Origin of the sequence: Sinorhizobium sp. 7-81, assembly GCF_030124405.1 — a bacterium.
GTDB lineage: Bacteria > Pseudomonadota > Alphaproteobacteria > Rhizobiales > Rhizobiaceae > Sinorhizobium > Sinorhizobium psoraleae.
In genome coordinates this window covers 332911-349736 of sequence record NZ_JASKLT010000002.1, presented here as the reverse complement: position 1 = coordinate 349736, position 16826 = coordinate 332911, and the positions used below count along the sequence as shown (strand labels likewise).

Genomic DNA, 16826 nt, shown 5'->3' with positions numbered 1-16826 from the left:
AATTCATCCATGTTGCCAATATGGACGCAGGGGAGCGCGGAAATGGCATTGCATCCCGATCGGTTGTTTCCGGTGGAGCCGGAGGCTCGGACCGTCGCCCGGCGGCTCTACGACGCCGTTGCCGGCCTGAAGATCATTTCGCCGCACGGCCATACCGACCCGTCCTGGTATGCGGAGGATCAGGCCTTTCCGGATCCCGCGGCGCTCTTCATCACGCCGGATCATTATGCGACGCGGATGCTCTATTCGCAGGGCGTCAGGCTGGAAGACCTCGGGGTCAAGAGGCGCGACGGCAGCGGCGGCGCCCCGGACGGTCGCGCCATCTGGCGACTTTTCGCCAAGCATTTCCATCTCTTTGCCGGCACGCCCACAAGGTTGTGGTTCGAGCATTCGCTGGAATCCGCCTTCGGTATCACGGAGCGGCTGGGGCCGGGCAACGCAGACGTCCTTTACGAGCGCATCGCGGAGGCGATCGCCACACCGGCCATGCGGCCGCGCGCGCTCTATGACAAGTTCGGAATCGAGGTGATCGCCACGACCGACGGCGCGCTGGATGATCTCGCGCATCACGATGCTGTGCGCAGTTCGGGATGGCATGGCCGTGTCGTACCCACCTATCGGCCGGACGCCGTCGTGGATGCCGAGGCACTCGGCTTTGCCGAGAACGTCGGGAAGCTGCTCGCGATCACTGGCGAGCCCGCGACGTGGACCGGCTATCTCAACGCGCATCGTGCCCGCCGCGCCTTCTTCAAGGCCCGTGGCGCCACCGCGACGGACCATGGCCATGCGACCGCGCGTACGGAAAACCTTTCACAGGCCGACGCAGCAGATCTGTTCGATAAGGTCCTGTCCGGCAGGGCCGGACCGGCGGAGGCCGAGGCCTTCCGCGGCCAGATACTGACGGAAATGGCGCGCATGAGCCAGGACGATGGCCTCGTCATGCAGATCCATCCCGGTTCCTACCGCAACCACAATCCGTCGCTGTTTACGAATTTCGGGCCGGACAAGGGCGCCGATATCCCCAAAGCGACCGACTATGTGCACGCGCTAAAGCCGCTGCTCGATGCGGTCGGGAACGACGCCTCGCTGACGATCATCCTCTTCACGCTCGACGAGACCGCCTATTCGCGCGAACTGGCGCCGCTCGCCGGCCATTATCCGGCGCTGAGGCTAGGTCCCGCCTGGTGGTTCTTCGACAGTCCGGAAGGCATGCGCCGGTTCCGCGAGACGACCACGGAGACCTGCGGCTTCTACAACACCGTTGGCTTCAACGACGATACCCGCGCATACCTGTCGATCCCGGCGCGGCACGACATGGCACGCCGGGTGGATTGCGCCTATCTCGCCCGCCTCGTCGCGGACCACCGTCTCGACGACGAGGAGGCCCACGACCTTGCGCGGGAACTTGCCTACGGGCTCGCCAAGCGGGCGTACCGCTTGTGAGCCGCTGCTGCATGTTTCCCTGAAACGGTGCCGATTCGGGGTGAAACTTCTCGCACCACAATTCGTCAGCGCGACGCAGATCGTCACGCGGGCAGAACAACAGCAGGCTTCATGATGCGGCTCTCACGACAGACACTCGACCGGTTGCCGGCTACCGTCAAACGGCCGGAATACGACCACGCCCGGCTTGCCGTCGGTATCGTCCACCTCGGCATCGGCGCGTTCCACCGGGCGCACCAGGCCGCCTTCACCGACGCGGTGCTTGCACAGGAACCGGCTTGGGGGATTTGCGGCGTCTCGCTGCGCAGCCCCGAGACGCGCGATGCGCTCGCGCCGCAGGACGGGCTCTATACGCTCAAGGTTCAGGATGGTGAGGGCGAGGAACTGCAGGTGATCGGCAGTGTCGTCGAGCTCCTCTGCGCGCCGGAGAACCCGGAAGCCGTTCTCAACCGCATGGCCGACCCGGCGACGCGGATCGTTTCGCTGACGATCACCGAGAAAGGCTACTGCCACAATCCGGCAACCGGCAGGCTCGATGAAAATCATCCCGAGGTCGTCCACGATCTCAAGAACCTCGCACGACCGAAGTCGGCGGTAGGCTTCATCGTGGAGGCGCTTGCCCGTCGTGCGGCCGCCGGCGTGCCCCCGTTCACGCTGCTCTCCTGCGACAATCTTCCGTCCAATGGCCACGTGCTGAAAAACGTCGTCACGCGCTTTGCAGAACTGCGCGATCCGGCTCTCGGCCGCGTGGTCGGGCAGGTTGCCTCGCCGTCGACCATGGTGGACCGGATCGTCCCGGCGACGACGGAAAGCGACCGGTCGGACATTTCCGCGGCGATCGGCGTTGACGATGCCTGGCCGATCGTGACCGAACCGTTCCGGCAATGGGTCGTGGAAGACGACTTTCCGCTTGGCCGTCCGACCTGGGAAAATGCCGGCGTCGTTTTCGTCGACGACGTCGCCGTCTTCGAGATGATGAAACTCAGGCTCTTGAACGGCAGCCATTCGACGCTCGCCTATCTCGGCTATCTCGCCGGCGCGGAGACGGTCGCCGAAGCCATGGCGCTGCCGGGCATGGAGGCGCTGGTCGAGGGATTGATGATCGAGGAGGTCTCGCCGACCTTGCCGGCGCTGCCGGGTTTCGATCTCGCCGCCTATCGCCGGGCATTGCTTCAACGTTTCCGCAATCCGGCGCTGCGCCACCGGACATGGCAGATTGCCATGGACGGCTCGCAGAAACTGCCGCAGAGGCTGCTCGGAACCATCCGCGAGCGCATCGCGACCAAATCCTCCTATGACCGCCTTGCGCTCGGCGTCGCCGCCTGGATGCGTTATGCGCGCGGCATCGACGAAAAAGGCAACGCCATCGATGTCCGCGACCCTCTTGCCGCCCGGATCGCCGGCATGACGCAACCGCTGCATCGGCCAGAAGAGATCGTGGGCGCTTTCCTTGGCATCGCCGAGGTGTTCGGCGACGATCTGTCGTCGGATCAGGCGTTCCGGGACACGCTCGTTTGCTCGCTCGCCGCCCTGATGTCGGAGGGCGCCGCCACGGTGGTCAAATCCCGGGCGTGAGCTCTGAGCACCCGGCAGCCTTGTTCTCAAGGGGCAATAGATGCCGTCGGCTTTGCCGCCACTGCTGGCGCGAAGCTGCACGCGGCGATCGATAGTTCCGAGCGTTGATCGACGATCGTGTTGGCCGTGCGCCGTCTCTCCCGCACGAGCCGCGACCGGGCAAGCCTCACACAAGATCGCAACGGAATAAGTGTGCTCATTGGTTCTCAGTCTTGCGCAGGCTGCGCGGAGCTTTGGGAGCAGCGGCCTCTCGGTGGCGTCCAGTCGCCCTTCGAGCGAACTCTTTGGAATGCGCAACTCCGGACGCAAAACCGTTACACACTTTTCCTGGATTTGTTTTAGAGGAATACGCAGTGGATCCCGTGAAGCTCAGCATCTGCATCCCGACTTACAACCGGGCCCGCTTTTTGGAGAATGCGCTCGGCCGCATCGTCGAACTCTACCGAATCCCGTTCAGCTTCGAGGTCGTCATTTCCGACAACGCGTCCACGGACGATACTCGGGACGTTGTCGAAACCTTCGCCGGCAAAGGGCTGCCGATCCGCTATTTCCGCAACCTGGAGAACCGCGGCGTCGACGCAAATCTCGCCAGCGCCTTCCGGCACGCGGCAGGCGAATATGCGGTCTATCTCGCAGACGACGACATGCTGGCGATCGATGGCCTTACCGAGGCTATCGCCTACCTCGACAGGAATCGGGAACTGTCCGCCTGTTTTGCGCCGTGGTTCGTCCATAACGAGATCGAAGGAAGAGATACGGACCTCTTCTACCAAATCGATGCCGACATTAAATTCGACAAGGATCAATTCGAGCGGCTTTTCGCCTTCATCGTCGAGCGGCATATCTTTCCCGAAATCGGAATCTATCGTACCGCCGCGCTGCGCGTTGCGTGGCTGCCGCGTCACTTCGCCTATTGGGCTTTTTCCAACCTCGCGCATTTTCTCGAAAGCGGCGGCGTTGCGTTTCTGAAGAAGCCCTTCTACAGGCAGGTCGTCCAATCGAAGATCGGGCGGGACCGCCCGCAAGCCGGCCACGACGAATTGCTCACCGCCTGGGACCGTTACCGGGGTGGTCTGGAATACTTCCTGCACGTCGGAGTGAAGCGCGGGGCCGTGCGCATGACACCTGACCGTCGCGCGGCACAGGACACGTCGATCAAGCAGTTCACCTGCATGCGCATGGCCGTTGCGATGCGGATGTGGGCGGCCAGGAAAGACTACGTCAAAGCCTACGAGATCCATACGCGCATGGCGCTTGCCGGGTTCGAGCACCATCCGGTTGCCCGGCAGCTGAAGGATTCCTTGCCGCTGATGGTGGCCGTGCAGACGCTTGCCTGGCAGATCAATGCGGCTGCCGAAGTCAACCGCGTGATCCTGCATGGCGTCGACAGCCCGCCGTCGCTTGAGGGCCTGCTGCGCGAGCTCGGCCTGCGCCAGGATGTTGCCGTCGTCGCCCCGGCTCCGGAGCTCGGGCCGCAAGAGATCGCGCGCTCGGCCGTCTTCGTCGTCGCCGAAAGCGATCGCCAACAGTTCCTTGCGCAAGGCTATTCGCCGAATCTCGTTTTCTGCGAAAGCGACATCGTCGGCAACGTCGTGGTCTGAAACGCGCCGTGGCTGCAGGGCCAAGCGGATAGCGCCGCATTGGCAGGATCCTGCTCAAGTCTGCATCTGACTTTTGGAAGCGAATGAACCGCCGGCGTCGCCCGTGGCTGCGCGGGATGTTTTTTCGCGGCCATTTGTCTGCCACAAGACGCAGTGCAACTCGCACCATTGAAATCGATTACATTTTCTGGCTTCATGTCCCGGCAAGATTTGGGAGGATCTTATGAGGAAACTTATCGCGGTAGCGCTCAGCACAGTTGCGTCCATCGTCATCTCGGCATCGGCAGTCAACGCAGAGACCTTCAAGATCGGTCTCTCGAACGGCTGGGTCGGCAGTGAATGGCGCACCCAGATGATCGACGAGGCCAAGGCCGCTGCGGAAAAGTGGAAGGAGAAAGGCGTCGACGTTGAGGTCTCGGTCCAGAGCGCGAATGTCGACGTGCCCGGGCAGATCGCCCATATCCGCAATTTCATCGCCGAAGGCGTTAACGCCATCATCGTCAACCCCAACAGCCCGACCGCGTTCGATCCGATCTTCGCCCAGGCGAAGGAAGCCGGAATCCTTGTCATCGCGACGGACGCGGAAGTCTCGTCTCCGGACGCCATCTATGTCGGCATCGACCAGACCGCCTGGGGTGCCGCCGGGGCGAAATGGCTAGCCGAGACGCTGGGCGGCAAGGGCAAGGTCGTCGCGATCAACGGTGTTGCCGGCCATCCGGCCAACGAGATGCGCGTGGCGGGATACAAGCAGGTCTTCAAGGACTATCCGGACATCCAGATCGTCAACGAAGTCAACGCCAACTGGGATCAGGCCCAGGGCCAGCAGGCGATGCAGAACATCCTTGCCACCTATCCCGACGTGAACGGTGTCGTGGTTCAGGACGGCATGGCCGCCGGCGCCTGGAAGTCGATCATGGACGCCGGCAAGACGGGCCAGATCGCGGCAACGGGCGAAATCCGCAAGGACTTCATCGACCTCTGGGTCAAGGACAAGCTGAATTCCGGCGCGACCGTCAACCCGCCGGGCGTGATGGCGAGCGCGTTGAACGTCGCGGTGCTGATGCTGCAGGGCAAGGAATTGAAGGAGCCGGCAAAGGCCGGCCAGTACGGCAACGCCCTCTACCTGCCGATCCCGTTCATCGACAGCAAGAACCTGGGCGACGCTGCAAAGCAGCTCGAAGGCAAGCCGGGCTACTATTCCTATACCAGCTCGCTTTCGATCGAAGACGCGGAAGCCCTCTTCAAGTGAGCGTGTCCGATGGTAGCGCGGGCCGAGGATCGGCCCGCGCATGCCTTCGCACCGTAACGGACGAAGTTCCATGTCGAAACTGAAACTGAGCGGTGTAAGCAAGGCTTACGGCGCCACATTGGCGTTACGTCGCGGTGATCTGGAGGTCATGGCCGGCGAGGTTCATGTGCTCATGGGCTCGAACGGATCGGGCAAGAGCACGCTTTGCAAGATCATTGCAGGCAGCGTGCGGCCGGACGCCGGAAAGATCCTCATCGACAACAGGCCGATCACGATCACCGGGCCGCGCTCGGCACGCGGACACGGGATCGGTATCTTCTATCAGGAGCTGAGCCTTGCGGCTCACCGCTCGGTCGAGGAAAACATCTGTCTTGCCGCCCTGCCGATCAAGTCCCATCTGTTCGTCGACCGGGCTTTGCTCAAGCAGCGTGCGGCGCGCTACATCAGGCTCTTCGAAAACGTAGCCGGGGAAGGATTTTCCGCCGACGCACTTGTCGGCAACCTGCGTCCCGACCAGCGGCAACTCGTGGAGATCATGAAGGCGCTGGCGAGCGAGGCGCCGATTCTCATCTTCGACGAGCCGACTTCCGCGCTCGACCGGGCCCAGGTCGATCGTTTCTTCGAGATCCTGCGCGATTTGAAGCGGCAGGACCGGGGTGTCATCTTCATTTCCCACCGCATGGACGAGATCAAGGCGATCGGCGATCGGGTGACGATCATTCGCGATGGCGAGACGCTCACGACGCTCAATCTTGCCGAGACGGATGCGGCCTCGGTTATCCGGCTGATGGTCGGCGGCTCCGGCGACATGCCGGCTTCGCAATCGTCTGCCCCGGCTGTCGTCGACCTCGCCGACGGAACGGCGATGACTGTCCGCGATCTCTCCGGTGCCGGCTTCCGCAATGTCAGTTTCGATGTCGCCAAGGGCGAGATCCTCGGTTTCGGCGGTCTCCACGGCCAAGGCCAGTCGGCTCTGCTCCGGGCGATCTTCGGTGCCGGCTCGATCTCGTCCGGCGAGGTGTTGATCGGCGACAGCCGCCTTGACGCCTTGAGCCCGCGCGATGCCATCCGGCGGGGCTGCGCTTACGTTTCCGGTGATCGCGGCCGCGACGGCGTCATCAGCGGCAGGCCGATCATCGAGAACGTCACGCCGATCCATTACCTGCGTGATCGTCTGATGATCGCGAGGCCTTCCAAGCTGCGCGACAAGGTGACGCCGGCGCTCGAAAGCATGCACACCAAATTTGCGAGCCTGTTCCATCCGATCAGTTCGCTTTCCGGCGGTAACCAGCAGAAGGTGATCATCGCCCGCTGGCTGATCGACCGCCCGGATGTTCTGCTCCTCGACGACCCGACCAAGGGTATCGACCTTTCGGCAAAGGCCGACCTCTTCGCGCTGATCCGTCAACTGGCGGCCGAGGGCCTTGGCATTCTGCTCTATTCATCCGAAGACGCCGAACTGTTGGGCAACGCCAACCGCATCCTGGTCTTCAACGGCGGCTCGGTGAGCCGCGAGCTGACGGGTGCCGACCGCACGCGCTACAATCTTTATCAAGCCGCTTACGAGGCCGCGTGATGGCAGATGTCACAGTCACTCCGAGAGCGCGCGCCGGCGGCATCCGGAAGCTTCTGGAGCGCTATCCCTTTCTGCCGGCACTGGTGATCGTCGCCGCGCTCCTGCTGCTCAACGGCGTCTTCTCGCCCAACAGCCTCAGCTACCGTTCGCTGACGGGGCTTCTCAGCACCTACATGGCGCTGATCATGCTCGCGATCGCGCAGACCTATGTCGTCTATGCCGGCGATATCGATCTCTCCGCCGGCTCGATCCTGTCGCTCGTCAACGTCGCGATCGTCGTTCTGATGGAGCGATGGGGCGGCGGTGCCGGCGCGGTGCTGCTGGCGCTCGCCCTTGGCCTTCTGCTGGGGCTCGCCTGCGGCCTTGTGAACGGCATCGTCGTCGCCGCGCTGCGGCTGCAGGCGATCGTTGCGACTTTCGCCACGAGCATATTCTTCACCGGGTTCGCCCTTTACATCCTTCCCGTTGCCGGCACGCCGGCGCCGGCGCTCTTCTGGCGGACTTATGGCGGACGGCTGCTCGGCGTGCCCTTTGTCTTCTATATCCTGGCGGTCTTGGTCCTCCTCCTCCTGGTGCTCAGCCGCACGCGCCTCGTCACGCAATTGCTTGCGGTCGGCGATGATCAGCAGGCGGCTTTCCAGACCGGGCTCCCGGTCGTATCGGCGCGCATCAAGGGCTATCTGCTCTGCGGGCTTTTCTCGGCACTTGCCGCCTTCTGCATCACCGGTGACACGGCAAGCGGCGACCCGTTGGTCGGCGGCAAGATGACGCTCTATAGCGTCGCCGCGGTGGTGCTGGGCGGCAGCGCGCTTTCCGGCGGCTGGGGCACGGTGGTCGGCTCGCTGCTCGGGGCGCTGACGATCGGCCTCATCAATTCGGTCGTGTTCTTCATGGGCACGCCGTCCGAATGGCAGAATTTCGTCCAGGGTTTCGCCATTCTCGTCGTGCTGATGGCAGGCGTGCTGGCGGGCAGGAGGGCGCGCGCGTGACCCGGATCCTCACCTTCGTGCGTGAGCCGCTCATCATCGCGCTGGTGCTGATCGCCGCTCTTCTTTACCTCGGCGAAACGCTGTCGCCGGGCTTCGCTTCCGGCGGACAGATCCTGAGGCTGCTGATCGTCGCATCGCTGCTCGGCATTGTCGCGGCCGGCCAGAACGTCGTCATTCTCGGCGGCCGCGAGGGCATCGACCTTTCCGTCGGCGGCGTCGTTTCGCTTTCGGCGATCATCGCGGGCAACGTCATGAACGGAGCCGACGGCGGTATTGTGCCGGCTATCCTCGCCTGCCTCGCCGCCGGCGCCTTCTTCGGTCTTCTCAACGGGCTGGGCGTGACACTCCTGCGCATCCCCCCCCTCGTCATGACGCTCGGCATGCTTGGTGTTCTCCAGGGCCTGCTGGTCGTCATCCGCATGGGCATACCCTCCGGCCGCGCCGCGCCGGGCCTTTCGGGCTTCGTCACGCAGCCGTTCTTCTTCGGCATTCCGGGCATCATCTGGCTGTGGATCGCGATCGGCGTGCTCATGGCCTTCATGCTCCACCGCACGGTTTTCGGCCATCGCATCTATGCCATCGGCTCGAACGAGCATGCGGCCTACATGGCGGGTGTTCCGGTCCGGCTGATGCGCATCGCGCTCTTCATGATCTCCGGCATGTTCGCGGCGATCGCCGGCATGTGCCTGCTTGGCTACTCCGGCTCGTCCTTCGCCAATGTCGGCGAGCAGTACACGCTCTCGTCGATCATCGCGGTCGTCTTCGGCGGCACGTCGCTCGCCGGCGGCAAGGGCGGTTATACTGGCACCATGGCCGGCGCGATCCTGCTCGTTATCCTCCAGAGCATTCTCACCACCGTGAACATCGATGAATCCGGGCGGCAGATGGTGTTCGGGGCGACGCTGCTCCTGCTGATGATGTTCTATGGACGGGGTCGGGCGATGCGTGCATGAGAGAGCGGCCGAAGATCAAGGATATCGCCAAGCGGGCGGGCGTATCGGTCGCGACCGTGTCGCGCGCACTGAGCGACTCGACACTGGTCACCGCCGAGACGCGCCAGCGCATCCATGATCTGGCGCGCGAGCTCAACTACCGGCCGAATGTCAGCGCCCGCAATCTCAGGACCCGCAAGTCGATGTCGGTGCTGCTGGTCGTCCGCGACGTCGGCAATCCATTCTATCTCGACATCCTGAAAAGCGTGGAGGCGACGGCGCGCGAAGCCGGCTATTCGGTTCTGATGGGCAATACCGAGAATGATCCGGCCCGCGAGACCGAGTATTTTCACATGCTGCGCGACGGCCATGCCGACGGCATGATCCTGATGACCGGCAAGCTGCCGACGGCCGGCGGAAACTGGAGCGGTGCCCCGACCCGCGTGCCCGTCGTCGTGGCGCTCGAGATCATCGAGGGCGCGGGCCTGCCGCATGTGCAGGTGGACAATGCCGGCGCCGCGCGTGAAGCGGTGGAGCACCTCATCTCCCTTGGTCATCGGCGCATCGCCCATATTAGCGGGCCGGTTCCGGAACTGATGAGCCTTCACCGTCGCGAAGGCTATCGCCAGGCCATGCGCGACGCCGGGCTCGATGTCCCGGATGCCTACGAGGTTCGCGGTGACTACCTGCTCGAAAGCGGGCAGGAGTGCTGCCGCGCGCTTTTCACCCTGCCGGAGCCGCCGACCGCGCTCTTCGTCGCCAATGACGAGATGGCCTATGGGGCTGCGTACGAGTTGCGGCGCATGGGGCACGACGTGCCGGGCGACGTGTCGGTCGTCGGTTTCGACGATCTTTACCTGAGCAAGGCGTTTTATCCGCCGCTGACGACCGTCAGCCAGCCACGCGCCGAGATCGGACACGCCGCCATGGAACTGCTTCTTAAGATCCTGTCCGGCGCCGAGATCGATTGCGACGAGCCGATCATCCTGCCAACGGTCTTGCACATCCGGGGCAGCACGGCTCCGCCGCAGGGATGACAAACACAGGCGAACTGTGATGCGCCGCATCCGGTTCCGCAACACACAGTGGGGAGGAGAGAATGACTGAGCTGCCAAGGCAGACGCTGCGGGTGGGATTCGTCGGAACCGGCTTCATCGCCCATTTTCACCTGAAGTCGATGATCGGAGTCCGCAATGTGGAGGTCACGGGCGTCTATAGCCGCAGCGCTGAAAATCGCGCGCGCCTGGCAAAGGAAGTCGAGACGCTCGGGCTTGGCAAATGCCGCACGCATGAAAGCCTCGACTCGCTGCTCTGCGCCGAGGACGTCGACGCGATCTGGATTCTTTCGCCGAACTACACGCGGCTCGACGTGATGCGGGCACTCCACGCGGCGGTCGCGGCGGGGCGCAGCAAGATCTTTGCCGTCGCCTGCGAAAAACCGTTGGCACGCACGGTCGCAGAAGCCCGCGAAATGCTGCGGCTTGCCGAGGACGCCGGTCTCAACCACGGCTATCTGGAAAATCAGGTTTTCTGCACACCGGTTCTGCGCGGCAAGGAGATCATCTGGCGCCGTGCAGCCTCCACCACTGGCAGACCCTATCTCGCACGCGCCGCGGAAGAACATTCCGGCCCGCACGAGCCATGGTTCTGGCAGGGCGACAAACAGGGCGGCGGAGTGCTCTCCGACATGATGTGCCACAGCGTCGAGGTGGCGCGTCATCTCCTGACTGCGCCTGGCGCGCCGCGCGGTTCACTCAAGGTCAAGGCGGTCAACGGCACGGTCGCAAACCTGAAATGGACCCGCCCCAATTATGCGGAGCAACTGAGTCAGCGGTTCGGCAAGGACGTCGACTATCGCAACCGCCCGTCCGAGGATTTCGCGCGGGCGACGGTCACGCTCGAGGATGAGGACGGCAACGAGCTGATGATCGAGGCGACGACATCCTGGGCCTATGTCGGCGCAGGCTTACGCATCCAGCTCGAGCTTCTCGGCCCGGAATATGCGCTGGAATACAACTCGCTCGGCACCGGCCTGAAGATCTTCATGTCGCGCGCCGTGAGTGGCTCGGAGGGCGAAGATCTCGTCGAGAAGCAGAATGCCGAGCAGGGACTGATGCCGGTGTTGGAGGACGAGGCCGGCGTCTACGGCTACACGGATGAAAACCGGCACATGGTCGAATGCTTCCGCAAGGGGCAAAAGCCGATCGAGACCTTCGAGGACGGCCTCGCCGTGGTAGAGATCCTGATGGGACTCTATCGCTCGGCGGAGATCGGCGCGACGCTCAAGTTTCCTGCGCCGGAGCTGGAAGATTACGTGCCGATCGTGGCGCGAACCGGAGCGTGACGGTCCACTCCATCAGGTCCTCCGACGGCACGTCCAGTGGTAGTCCCCCTACAGCGCTGCGCGCGTCTTATCAGACACGCAAAGGACGCTGTCCCCCTTTGAATTGCTCCATGTTCTTGTCCTTAAATCGGCTCCGATTTAAGGACACAGTAGAATTCGCAGCGCAGCGCGATACGGAGGATGAGACGATGCAGGAGAAATCGGCCCCACGGCCCAAAGGAGCGCGGCCATGCTGATCCGGGACAAGGTCTTTCTGGTGACCGGCGGCGGATCGGGTCTCGGGGCGGCCGTCGCACGCGCCCTTGTCGCCGATGGCGCCTCCGTCGTCATTGCCGATGTCAATGTCGACGCGGGCTCCGCGATTGCGGCCGAGCTTGGCGAGAAGGCGCGTTTTGCGCCGACCGACGTGACAAGCGAAGCGGAGGGCGAGGCGGCCGTCGCTGTGGCGCTCGAGAGCTTCGGACATCTCCACGGGCTGGTGAACTGCGCCGGCGTTGCGCCTGGCGAAAAGGTGCTCGGACGCGACGGGCCGCATCGTCTCGAAAGCTTCACGCGGGCGATTGGCATCAATCTGATCGGCACCTTCAACATGATCCGCCTGGCCGCCGCGGCAATCGCGAAGGAAGAGCCGGATGGCGACGGCGCCCGCGGCGTTATCATCAACACGGCATCGGTTGCCGCATTCGACGGGCAGATCGGCCAGGCCGCCTATTCGGCATCGAAGGGCGGCGTGGTGGCGATGACGTTGCCGATCGCGCGCGAACTCGCACGCTTCGGCATCCGCGTCGTCTCGATCGCGCCGGGCATTTTCGAAACGCCGATGATGGCCGGCATGCCGCAGGAAGTACAGGACTCGCTCGGCAAGAGCGTCCCGTTCCCGCCACGCCTCGGCCGCCCGGCGGAATATGCCGCGCTGGTGCGGCATATCTGCGAGAACGACATGCTGAACGGCGAGGTCATCCGCCTCGACGGCGCATTGCGGATGGGTGCGCGCTGAGGGTTGGCTCGATGACGGGCCGTGTGGAGAGCAGACTGCGCGCCGGCTGAAATTTCGCCGATTGGTCAACCCAACGGGGAGAGCATCGCGAACACGAATGCCGTGAGCACTACGATCAGCATCATGAAGCCGAGAACGCAAATCTCGCGCATGCGGTAACCTCCGCCGACGGTCAAACCTCGTCGGCGCGCCCGGGTTCCGCTTTTTTGACGAAGCAGAGATGAAGGTCCCAGAACAGGGCAGAAGGGACTATTGGGGCGTTGCTCTGGGACCCTCGCGCGCGCCCGCTGCGGTGTTGGGGGAACCCGCCGTAGGCGCTCAACTACAGCAATATGCGCCATGAGGAACATTCCGCAACGGGCCTAGGACCTCTGGCTGTGCCGCATCGGACTAAGGTCTGATACTCTCTTTTTCGGCCGTCTTCGGCGAGGAGCGCTGGAACATCTCTTCAACGCAGCGGGTTGTTCTGTGGAAGGGATGAATAACTGGAGGACCTCTGATGAAAGGTGTCATCATCAAGAGTGCCATCGCCCTGAGTCTCGGACTTGGTTTGATTGCTGTTCCCGTCGCAGCGCACGACACATCTGAAAAAGGCACCGTGACCGGCGCGGCTGGCGGAGCCGTCGCTGGTGCGGTTGTTGGCGGCCCGGTCGGCGCCGCCGTTGGAGGAGTTGCGGGAGCGATGGTCGGCGCGGCAATAGATCCACCGCCGCCAAAGGTCATAGAATATGTTGAGGCCCAGCCGCTTCCGCCAAGTCCGCTGGTCCTCAAAGAAGAGATAGTGGTCGGCAAGCCGGTGCCTGAAACGGTTCTTCTGACCCCCGTTCCCCAGGACAAGCGGTATGCTTATGCCGTCGTCAACGAGAAGCGCGTAATCGCTCACCTGAGGACCCGTACGGTGGTTCAGTTGGTCCAATAAACGGGGCTCGTCCGACGAGCGACGCTGATTGGACCATGGCGAGCATGCAGCACGACGCAGATCCGCCACCCGGTCAGGCGCAGTGAACGCAGGTGCCCGAGCGCCAGGCAGGAATATTTTGACAAGTCCGTTGCCATGGCACCAAACTGCCGGAAACGGAGCGGTCTCACGCGATGGCGAAGAATGTTTCGGTGCAGGCAACGATAGCTCCGGATCGGTTGCTGACGACGCGGCGTTCGCGAGCGGTCGCGCTCCTGGTCGCGTTCGCGGTGGGAGCAGTCGTTTGTTATCTGCTCGCGGTCTCCTTTTTGCCGGCCCTGACATGGGCGCTGGTCCTCGCAATCATGTTCCATCCGCTTCACCGGCGTATCCTGAAGGATCTCCGCTATCCGGGACTCGCGGCCGCGACGACCGTGGTAGTCGCCGCTTTTATTGTTGTCGTGCCCATTACCTTCGTGGCGGAACGGTTGGTGAATGAGGCGGCGAGGGGGGCGCAGATCGTCGCCGACGCCCTGAGGTCCGGCAACTGGCGCGAGGCGCTTGCCAGCTATCCGCGGATCGCGCCGGTTCTCCTATGGATGGAGACGCAACTCGATCTCGCCGGCCTTGCTGGCAACGCCGCCACTTTGCTCACCAATTACAGCGCACTGTTCGTACGCGGCTCGGTGGCCCAGATCATCAATATCGTCCTGACTTTCTATTTTCTGTTTTATTTGCTGCGCGACGGACGCGAAGCGTTGGCTATGCTCAAGAATTTCTCGCCGCTTGCGTCCGAAGAGATGAACAGGCTGTTCCTTTGCGTGAACAGAACCGTCTACGCCGTCATCTTCGGAACCTTTGCCGTCGCTGCCGTGCAGGGCACCTTGGGTGGTCTTATTTTCTGGCTTCTTGGCCTGCCGTCGCCGCTGGTCTGGGGCATGATAATGGGCCTGCTCGCGATAATGCCGGTTCTCGGAGCCTTCATAGTCTGGGTCCCGGCCGCGCTGTCTCTCGCGCTGAGCGGCGAATGGGAGAAGGCGCTGGTCCTTGTGGCGTGGGGTGCAGGCGTCGTCGCGACGGTGGACAATCTGCTTTATCCGATCCTCGTCGGAGACCGCCTGAAACTGCACACCGTGGTGGCCTTCATCGGCATGATCGGCGGCATCATCGTATTCGGCCCGGCGGGCGTCGTCATCGGACCAGTTATCTTCACGGTTATGCTGCTGCTGCTGGATATCTGGCGCGAGCACAACAGGGAAAACCAATAGTCAGACGGTGCCGGTTGCGCGCGGTCCAACCGGGTGGAACGGCCCGCAGGCTGCGCGCTTACGCCGGTGTCCGCCGGCGCGCAAGCCTGACTAGTATCTACGCGAAGATGACGTCGTTCGCCGAGAGATCGGAGAGCGTGAGGTTGTCCAGGAAGAGGCCGAACGTCTGGGACTCGTTGAATGCGATGTAAAGCCCGTCCTCCGTTTCGGTTGCTGCGGCGATGAGGTCTGCGAAGCTGTCGATGCGCGTGACGGAAAGCGCGTAGTCGCCGAAGCGCAGTACGTCGCCGCTTTCGGTGTCGAAGTCGGTGATGCGGTCGACGCCCGTGCGGGAAAATGTATCAGACGACCACAGGAAGGTATCGGCGTCGGCGCCGCCTGTCATCACGTCGTCGCCTGCCCCGCCCCAGAGCAGGTCGCTGCCCGCACCACCGTCGAGCCGGTCGTTGCCATCGAGGCCGGCAAGCTGGTCGTTGCCGGCGAGGGTGCGGATGGTGTCGGCGCCGGAGCCGCCCTCCACCTGAAACGTCTCCATATTGGCGAAGATCAGCCTCGTGCCGAGCATGCCTGCCGCCGCGTCGAAGTTGACCGCTTCTGAAAGTGACCAGGTGACGTGAAGCGTATCCTGACCCTCCCCGCCGTCGATGATGCCAGAGGGTGCACGAACCAGGATCAGGTCGTCGCCGTTGCCGCCGTTGATCACCGTGTCGCCGTCGTCGATGCTCGTTCCCGAGTCGTGAATCTCATCGTTGCCGTCGCCGCCCACCATCACATCGTTGCCACCGACGCTGATCAGGATGTCGTCGCCCGCGCCGCCATAAAGGGCGTCGTCGCCGCTTCCGGATACGAGGTGGTCCCTGCCGCTGCTGCCTTCAACGTAGTTGTCGCCCTCGCCGAGATGGGCATAGAGGGAGGCGAGATCTCCGCCGATCAACGTATCGCTGCCACTGCCGAAATGTATGCTGGCGACCTCGATGCCGCTGATCAGCGTGCCGGTCGAGGCAAATCCCCGCGCGAAGTCGACAGTCAGGTCCTCGCTCCTCGCTTCATCGAAAAGCGAGAGCGTATCTGAGCCTTCCCCGCCATCGATCACCGCGGAAGCGAGGGTGGTCGTGATCTTGTCGCTGTGATTGCCGGCAAAGATACGGTTCGCGCCGCTCCTGTCGACGATGATGTCGCCGCCGTCGCCAGTGGCGATCGTGTCGTCGCCCAACATGCTGGTGCCGTCGTCTCCGTCGGTGCCGTAAGGGCCCACGATGTCGTCTCCGGCACCGGTCGAGATGATGTCGTCGGTGGTCGCGCCGAAGATCCGGTCGTTGCCGCTCCCGGTGGTCAGCACCAGTTTCTCGATGCGGTTGAAGAAGATGTGTTCCCAGTTCGATGTATTGTAGCCGATGATGCCGTGGCCGTGCTCGCCGCTGAACCGGACGGCGGTGCTGACGCTGGAGAGGTCGATCACCAAAGTGTCGAAGCCTGCTCCGCCTGTGATGGCACCCCCGGTGCCAATCAGGGTGATCTCATCGTCGCCGTCGCCGCCGTCGAGCCGGTCGTAACCACTCGTGCTCGTCAGGAGATCGTCTCCCGCGCCGCCATCGACCAGATCATCACCGCCGCCCGCATCGATCGTGTCGGCGCCGGTCAGCCCCCAAATGCGGTCCTTCTCCTCCGTTCCAAGTATCGTATCATCTTCAATTGTGCCGACGATCGTGGCCATGCCCCATTCTCCCTAACTAATGAATAGGATTCATAGCGTGTATTAATGTACTTTTGAAACGAGAATATGAACTGACGAAAACAATACTTAATTGATCTAAATATATAGGAGTTTACTTCAAACTTAGAATTACAAAGTATCTACATTATACGCAAATCAAGAACAGGCGATTGCGGCGATACCGGCGTGGTCGCCGCTATCGCGTGCGCAGCTATGGGTCCTAGCCCAACATCTATCCAA

The 16826-nt window shown here is 63.0% G+C and carries 13 protein-coding genes; 12 read left to right on the top strand and 1 reads right to left on the bottom strand.

What is annotated here, in order from left to right; all coding sequences use genetic code 11:
- Positions 1-42: 42 nt before the first annotated feature.
- The 12 genes from uxaC (at position 43) to QN224_RS08855 (ending at position 14872) form a co-directional block, all read left to right on the top strand.
- Positions 43-1443, top strand: a complete 1401-nt coding sequence (gene uxaC, locus QN224_RS08910) for a glucuronate isomerase (protein WP_283976361.1) — start codon at positions 43-45, stop codon at positions 1441-1443.
- Between the two features lie 114 nt (positions 1444-1557).
- Positions 1558-3018: a mannitol dehydrogenase family protein gene (locus QN224_RS08905; protein ID WP_283976908.1), complete on the top strand. Its 1461-nt coding sequence runs from the start codon at positions 1558-1560 to the stop codon at positions 3016-3018.
- 353 nt (positions 3019-3371) lie between these two features.
- Positions 3372-4619, top strand: coding sequence for a glycosyltransferase family A protein (locus tag QN224_RS08900; protein ID WP_283976360.1), 1248 nt, complete (start codon positions 3372-3374; stop codon positions 4617-4619).
- Between the two features lie 223 nt (positions 4620-4842).
- Positions 4843-5868, top strand: a complete 1026-nt coding sequence (locus QN224_RS08895) for an ABC transporter substrate-binding protein (protein WP_283976359.1) — start codon at positions 4843-4845, stop codon at positions 5866-5868.
- 70 nt (positions 5869-5938) lie between these two features.
- Complete coding sequence (locus QN224_RS08890; protein WP_283976358.1) at positions 5939-7444, top strand: sugar ABC transporter ATP-binding protein; 1506 nt, start codon at positions 5939-5941, stop codon at positions 7442-7444.
- Entirely contained in the window at positions 7444-8433 is a 990-nt protein-coding gene (locus tag QN224_RS08885; protein ID WP_283976357.1) for an ABC transporter permease, read from the top strand. Before QN224_RS08890 ends, QN224_RS08885 begins: the two co-directional genes overlap by 1 nt.
- Positions 8430-9386, top strand: coding sequence for an ABC transporter permease (locus QN224_RS08880; protein WP_283976356.1), 957 nt, complete (start codon positions 8430-8432; stop codon positions 9384-9386). Before QN224_RS08885 ends, QN224_RS08880 begins: the two co-directional genes overlap by 4 nt.
- Positions 9383-10402 carry a LacI family DNA-binding transcriptional regulator gene (locus tag QN224_RS08875; RefSeq protein WP_283976355.1) on the top strand — a complete coding sequence of 340 codons (1020 nt, stop codon included), beginning with the start codon at positions 9383-9385 and terminating at the stop codon, positions 10400-10402. The genes QN224_RS08880 and QN224_RS08875 overlap by 4 nt, the downstream gene beginning before the upstream one ends.
- Before the next feature lie 62 nt (positions 10403-10464).
- A complete protein-coding gene (locus tag QN224_RS08870) occupies positions 10465-11709 on the top strand; it encodes a Gfo/Idh/MocA family oxidoreductase (protein ID WP_283976354.1) in 1245 nt (414 codons plus the stop codon).
- Between the two features lie 229 nt (positions 11710-11938).
- Positions 11939-12706 carry a 3-hydroxyacyl-CoA dehydrogenase gene (locus QN224_RS08865; protein WP_283976353.1) on the top strand — a complete coding sequence of 256 codons (768 nt, stop codon included), beginning with the start codon at positions 11939-11941 and terminating at the stop codon, positions 12704-12706.
- Positions 12707-13205: 499 nt separating this feature from the next.
- Positions 13206-13625, top strand: coding sequence for a DUF1236 domain-containing protein (locus QN224_RS08860; protein ID WP_173511829.1), 420 nt, complete (start codon positions 13206-13208; stop codon positions 13623-13625).
- A gap of 173 nt (positions 13626-13798) precedes the next feature.
- Complete coding sequence (locus tag QN224_RS08855) at positions 13799-14872, top strand: AI-2E family transporter (RefSeq protein ID WP_283976352.1); 1074 nt, start codon at positions 13799-13801, stop codon at positions 14870-14872.
- Positions 14873-14969: 97 nt separating this feature from the next.
- On the opposite strand, the gene QN224_RS08850 is transcribed toward QN224_RS08855, so the two are convergent.
- On the bottom strand, positions 14970-16586 hold the full coding sequence (locus tag QN224_RS08850; protein WP_283976351.1) for an SMc04171 family calcium-binding repeat protein: 1617 nt from the start codon (positions 16584-16586) through the stop codon (positions 14970-14972).
- Positions 16587-16826: the final 240 nt, after the last annotated feature.

What these genes read in the sequence shown, in the direction of transcription:
- QN224_RS08855 (WP_283976352.1), top strand. Translation starts at nt 13,799, where the DNA reads ATGGCGAAGAATGTTTCGGTGCAGGCAACGATAGCTCCGGATCGGTTG.
- QN224_RS08885 (WP_283976357.1), top strand. Translation starts at nt 7,444, where the DNA reads ATGGCAGATGTCACAGTCACTCCGAGAGCGCGCGCCGGCGGCATCCGG.
- QN224_RS08890 (WP_283976358.1), top strand. Translation starts at nt 5,939, where the DNA reads ATGTCGAAACTGAAACTGAGCGGTGTAAGCAAGGCTTACGGCGCCACA.
- QN224_RS08895 (WP_283976359.1), top strand. Translation starts at nt 4,843, where the DNA reads ATGAGGAAACTTATCGCGGTAGCGCTCAGCACAGTTGCGTCCATCGTC.
- QN224_RS08850 (WP_283976351.1), bottom strand. Translation starts at nt 16,586, where the DNA reads ATGGCCACGATCGTCGGCACAATTGAAGATGATACGATACTTGGAACG.
- QN224_RS08905 (WP_283976908.1), top strand. Translation starts at nt 1,558, where the DNA reads ATGCGGCTCTCACGACAGACACTCGACCGGTTGCCGGCTACCGTCAAA.
- QN224_RS08870 (WP_283976354.1), top strand. Translation starts at nt 10,465, where the DNA reads ATGACTGAGCTGCCAAGGCAGACGCTGCGGGTGGGATTCGTCGGAACC.
- QN224_RS08875 (WP_283976355.1), top strand. Translation starts at nt 9,383, where the DNA reads ATGAGAGAGCGGCCGAAGATCAAGGATATCGCCAAGCGGGCGGGCGTA.
- uxaC (WP_283976361.1), top strand. Translation starts at nt 43, where the DNA reads ATGGCATTGCATCCCGATCGGTTGTTTCCGGTGGAGCCGGAGGCTCGG.
- QN224_RS08860 (WP_173511829.1), top strand. Translation starts at nt 13,206, where the DNA reads ATGAAAGGTGTCATCATCAAGAGTGCCATCGCCCTGAGTCTCGGACTT.
- QN224_RS08865 (WP_283976353.1), top strand. Translation starts at nt 11,939, where the DNA reads ATGCTGATCCGGGACAAGGTCTTTCTGGTGACCGGCGGCGGATCGGGT.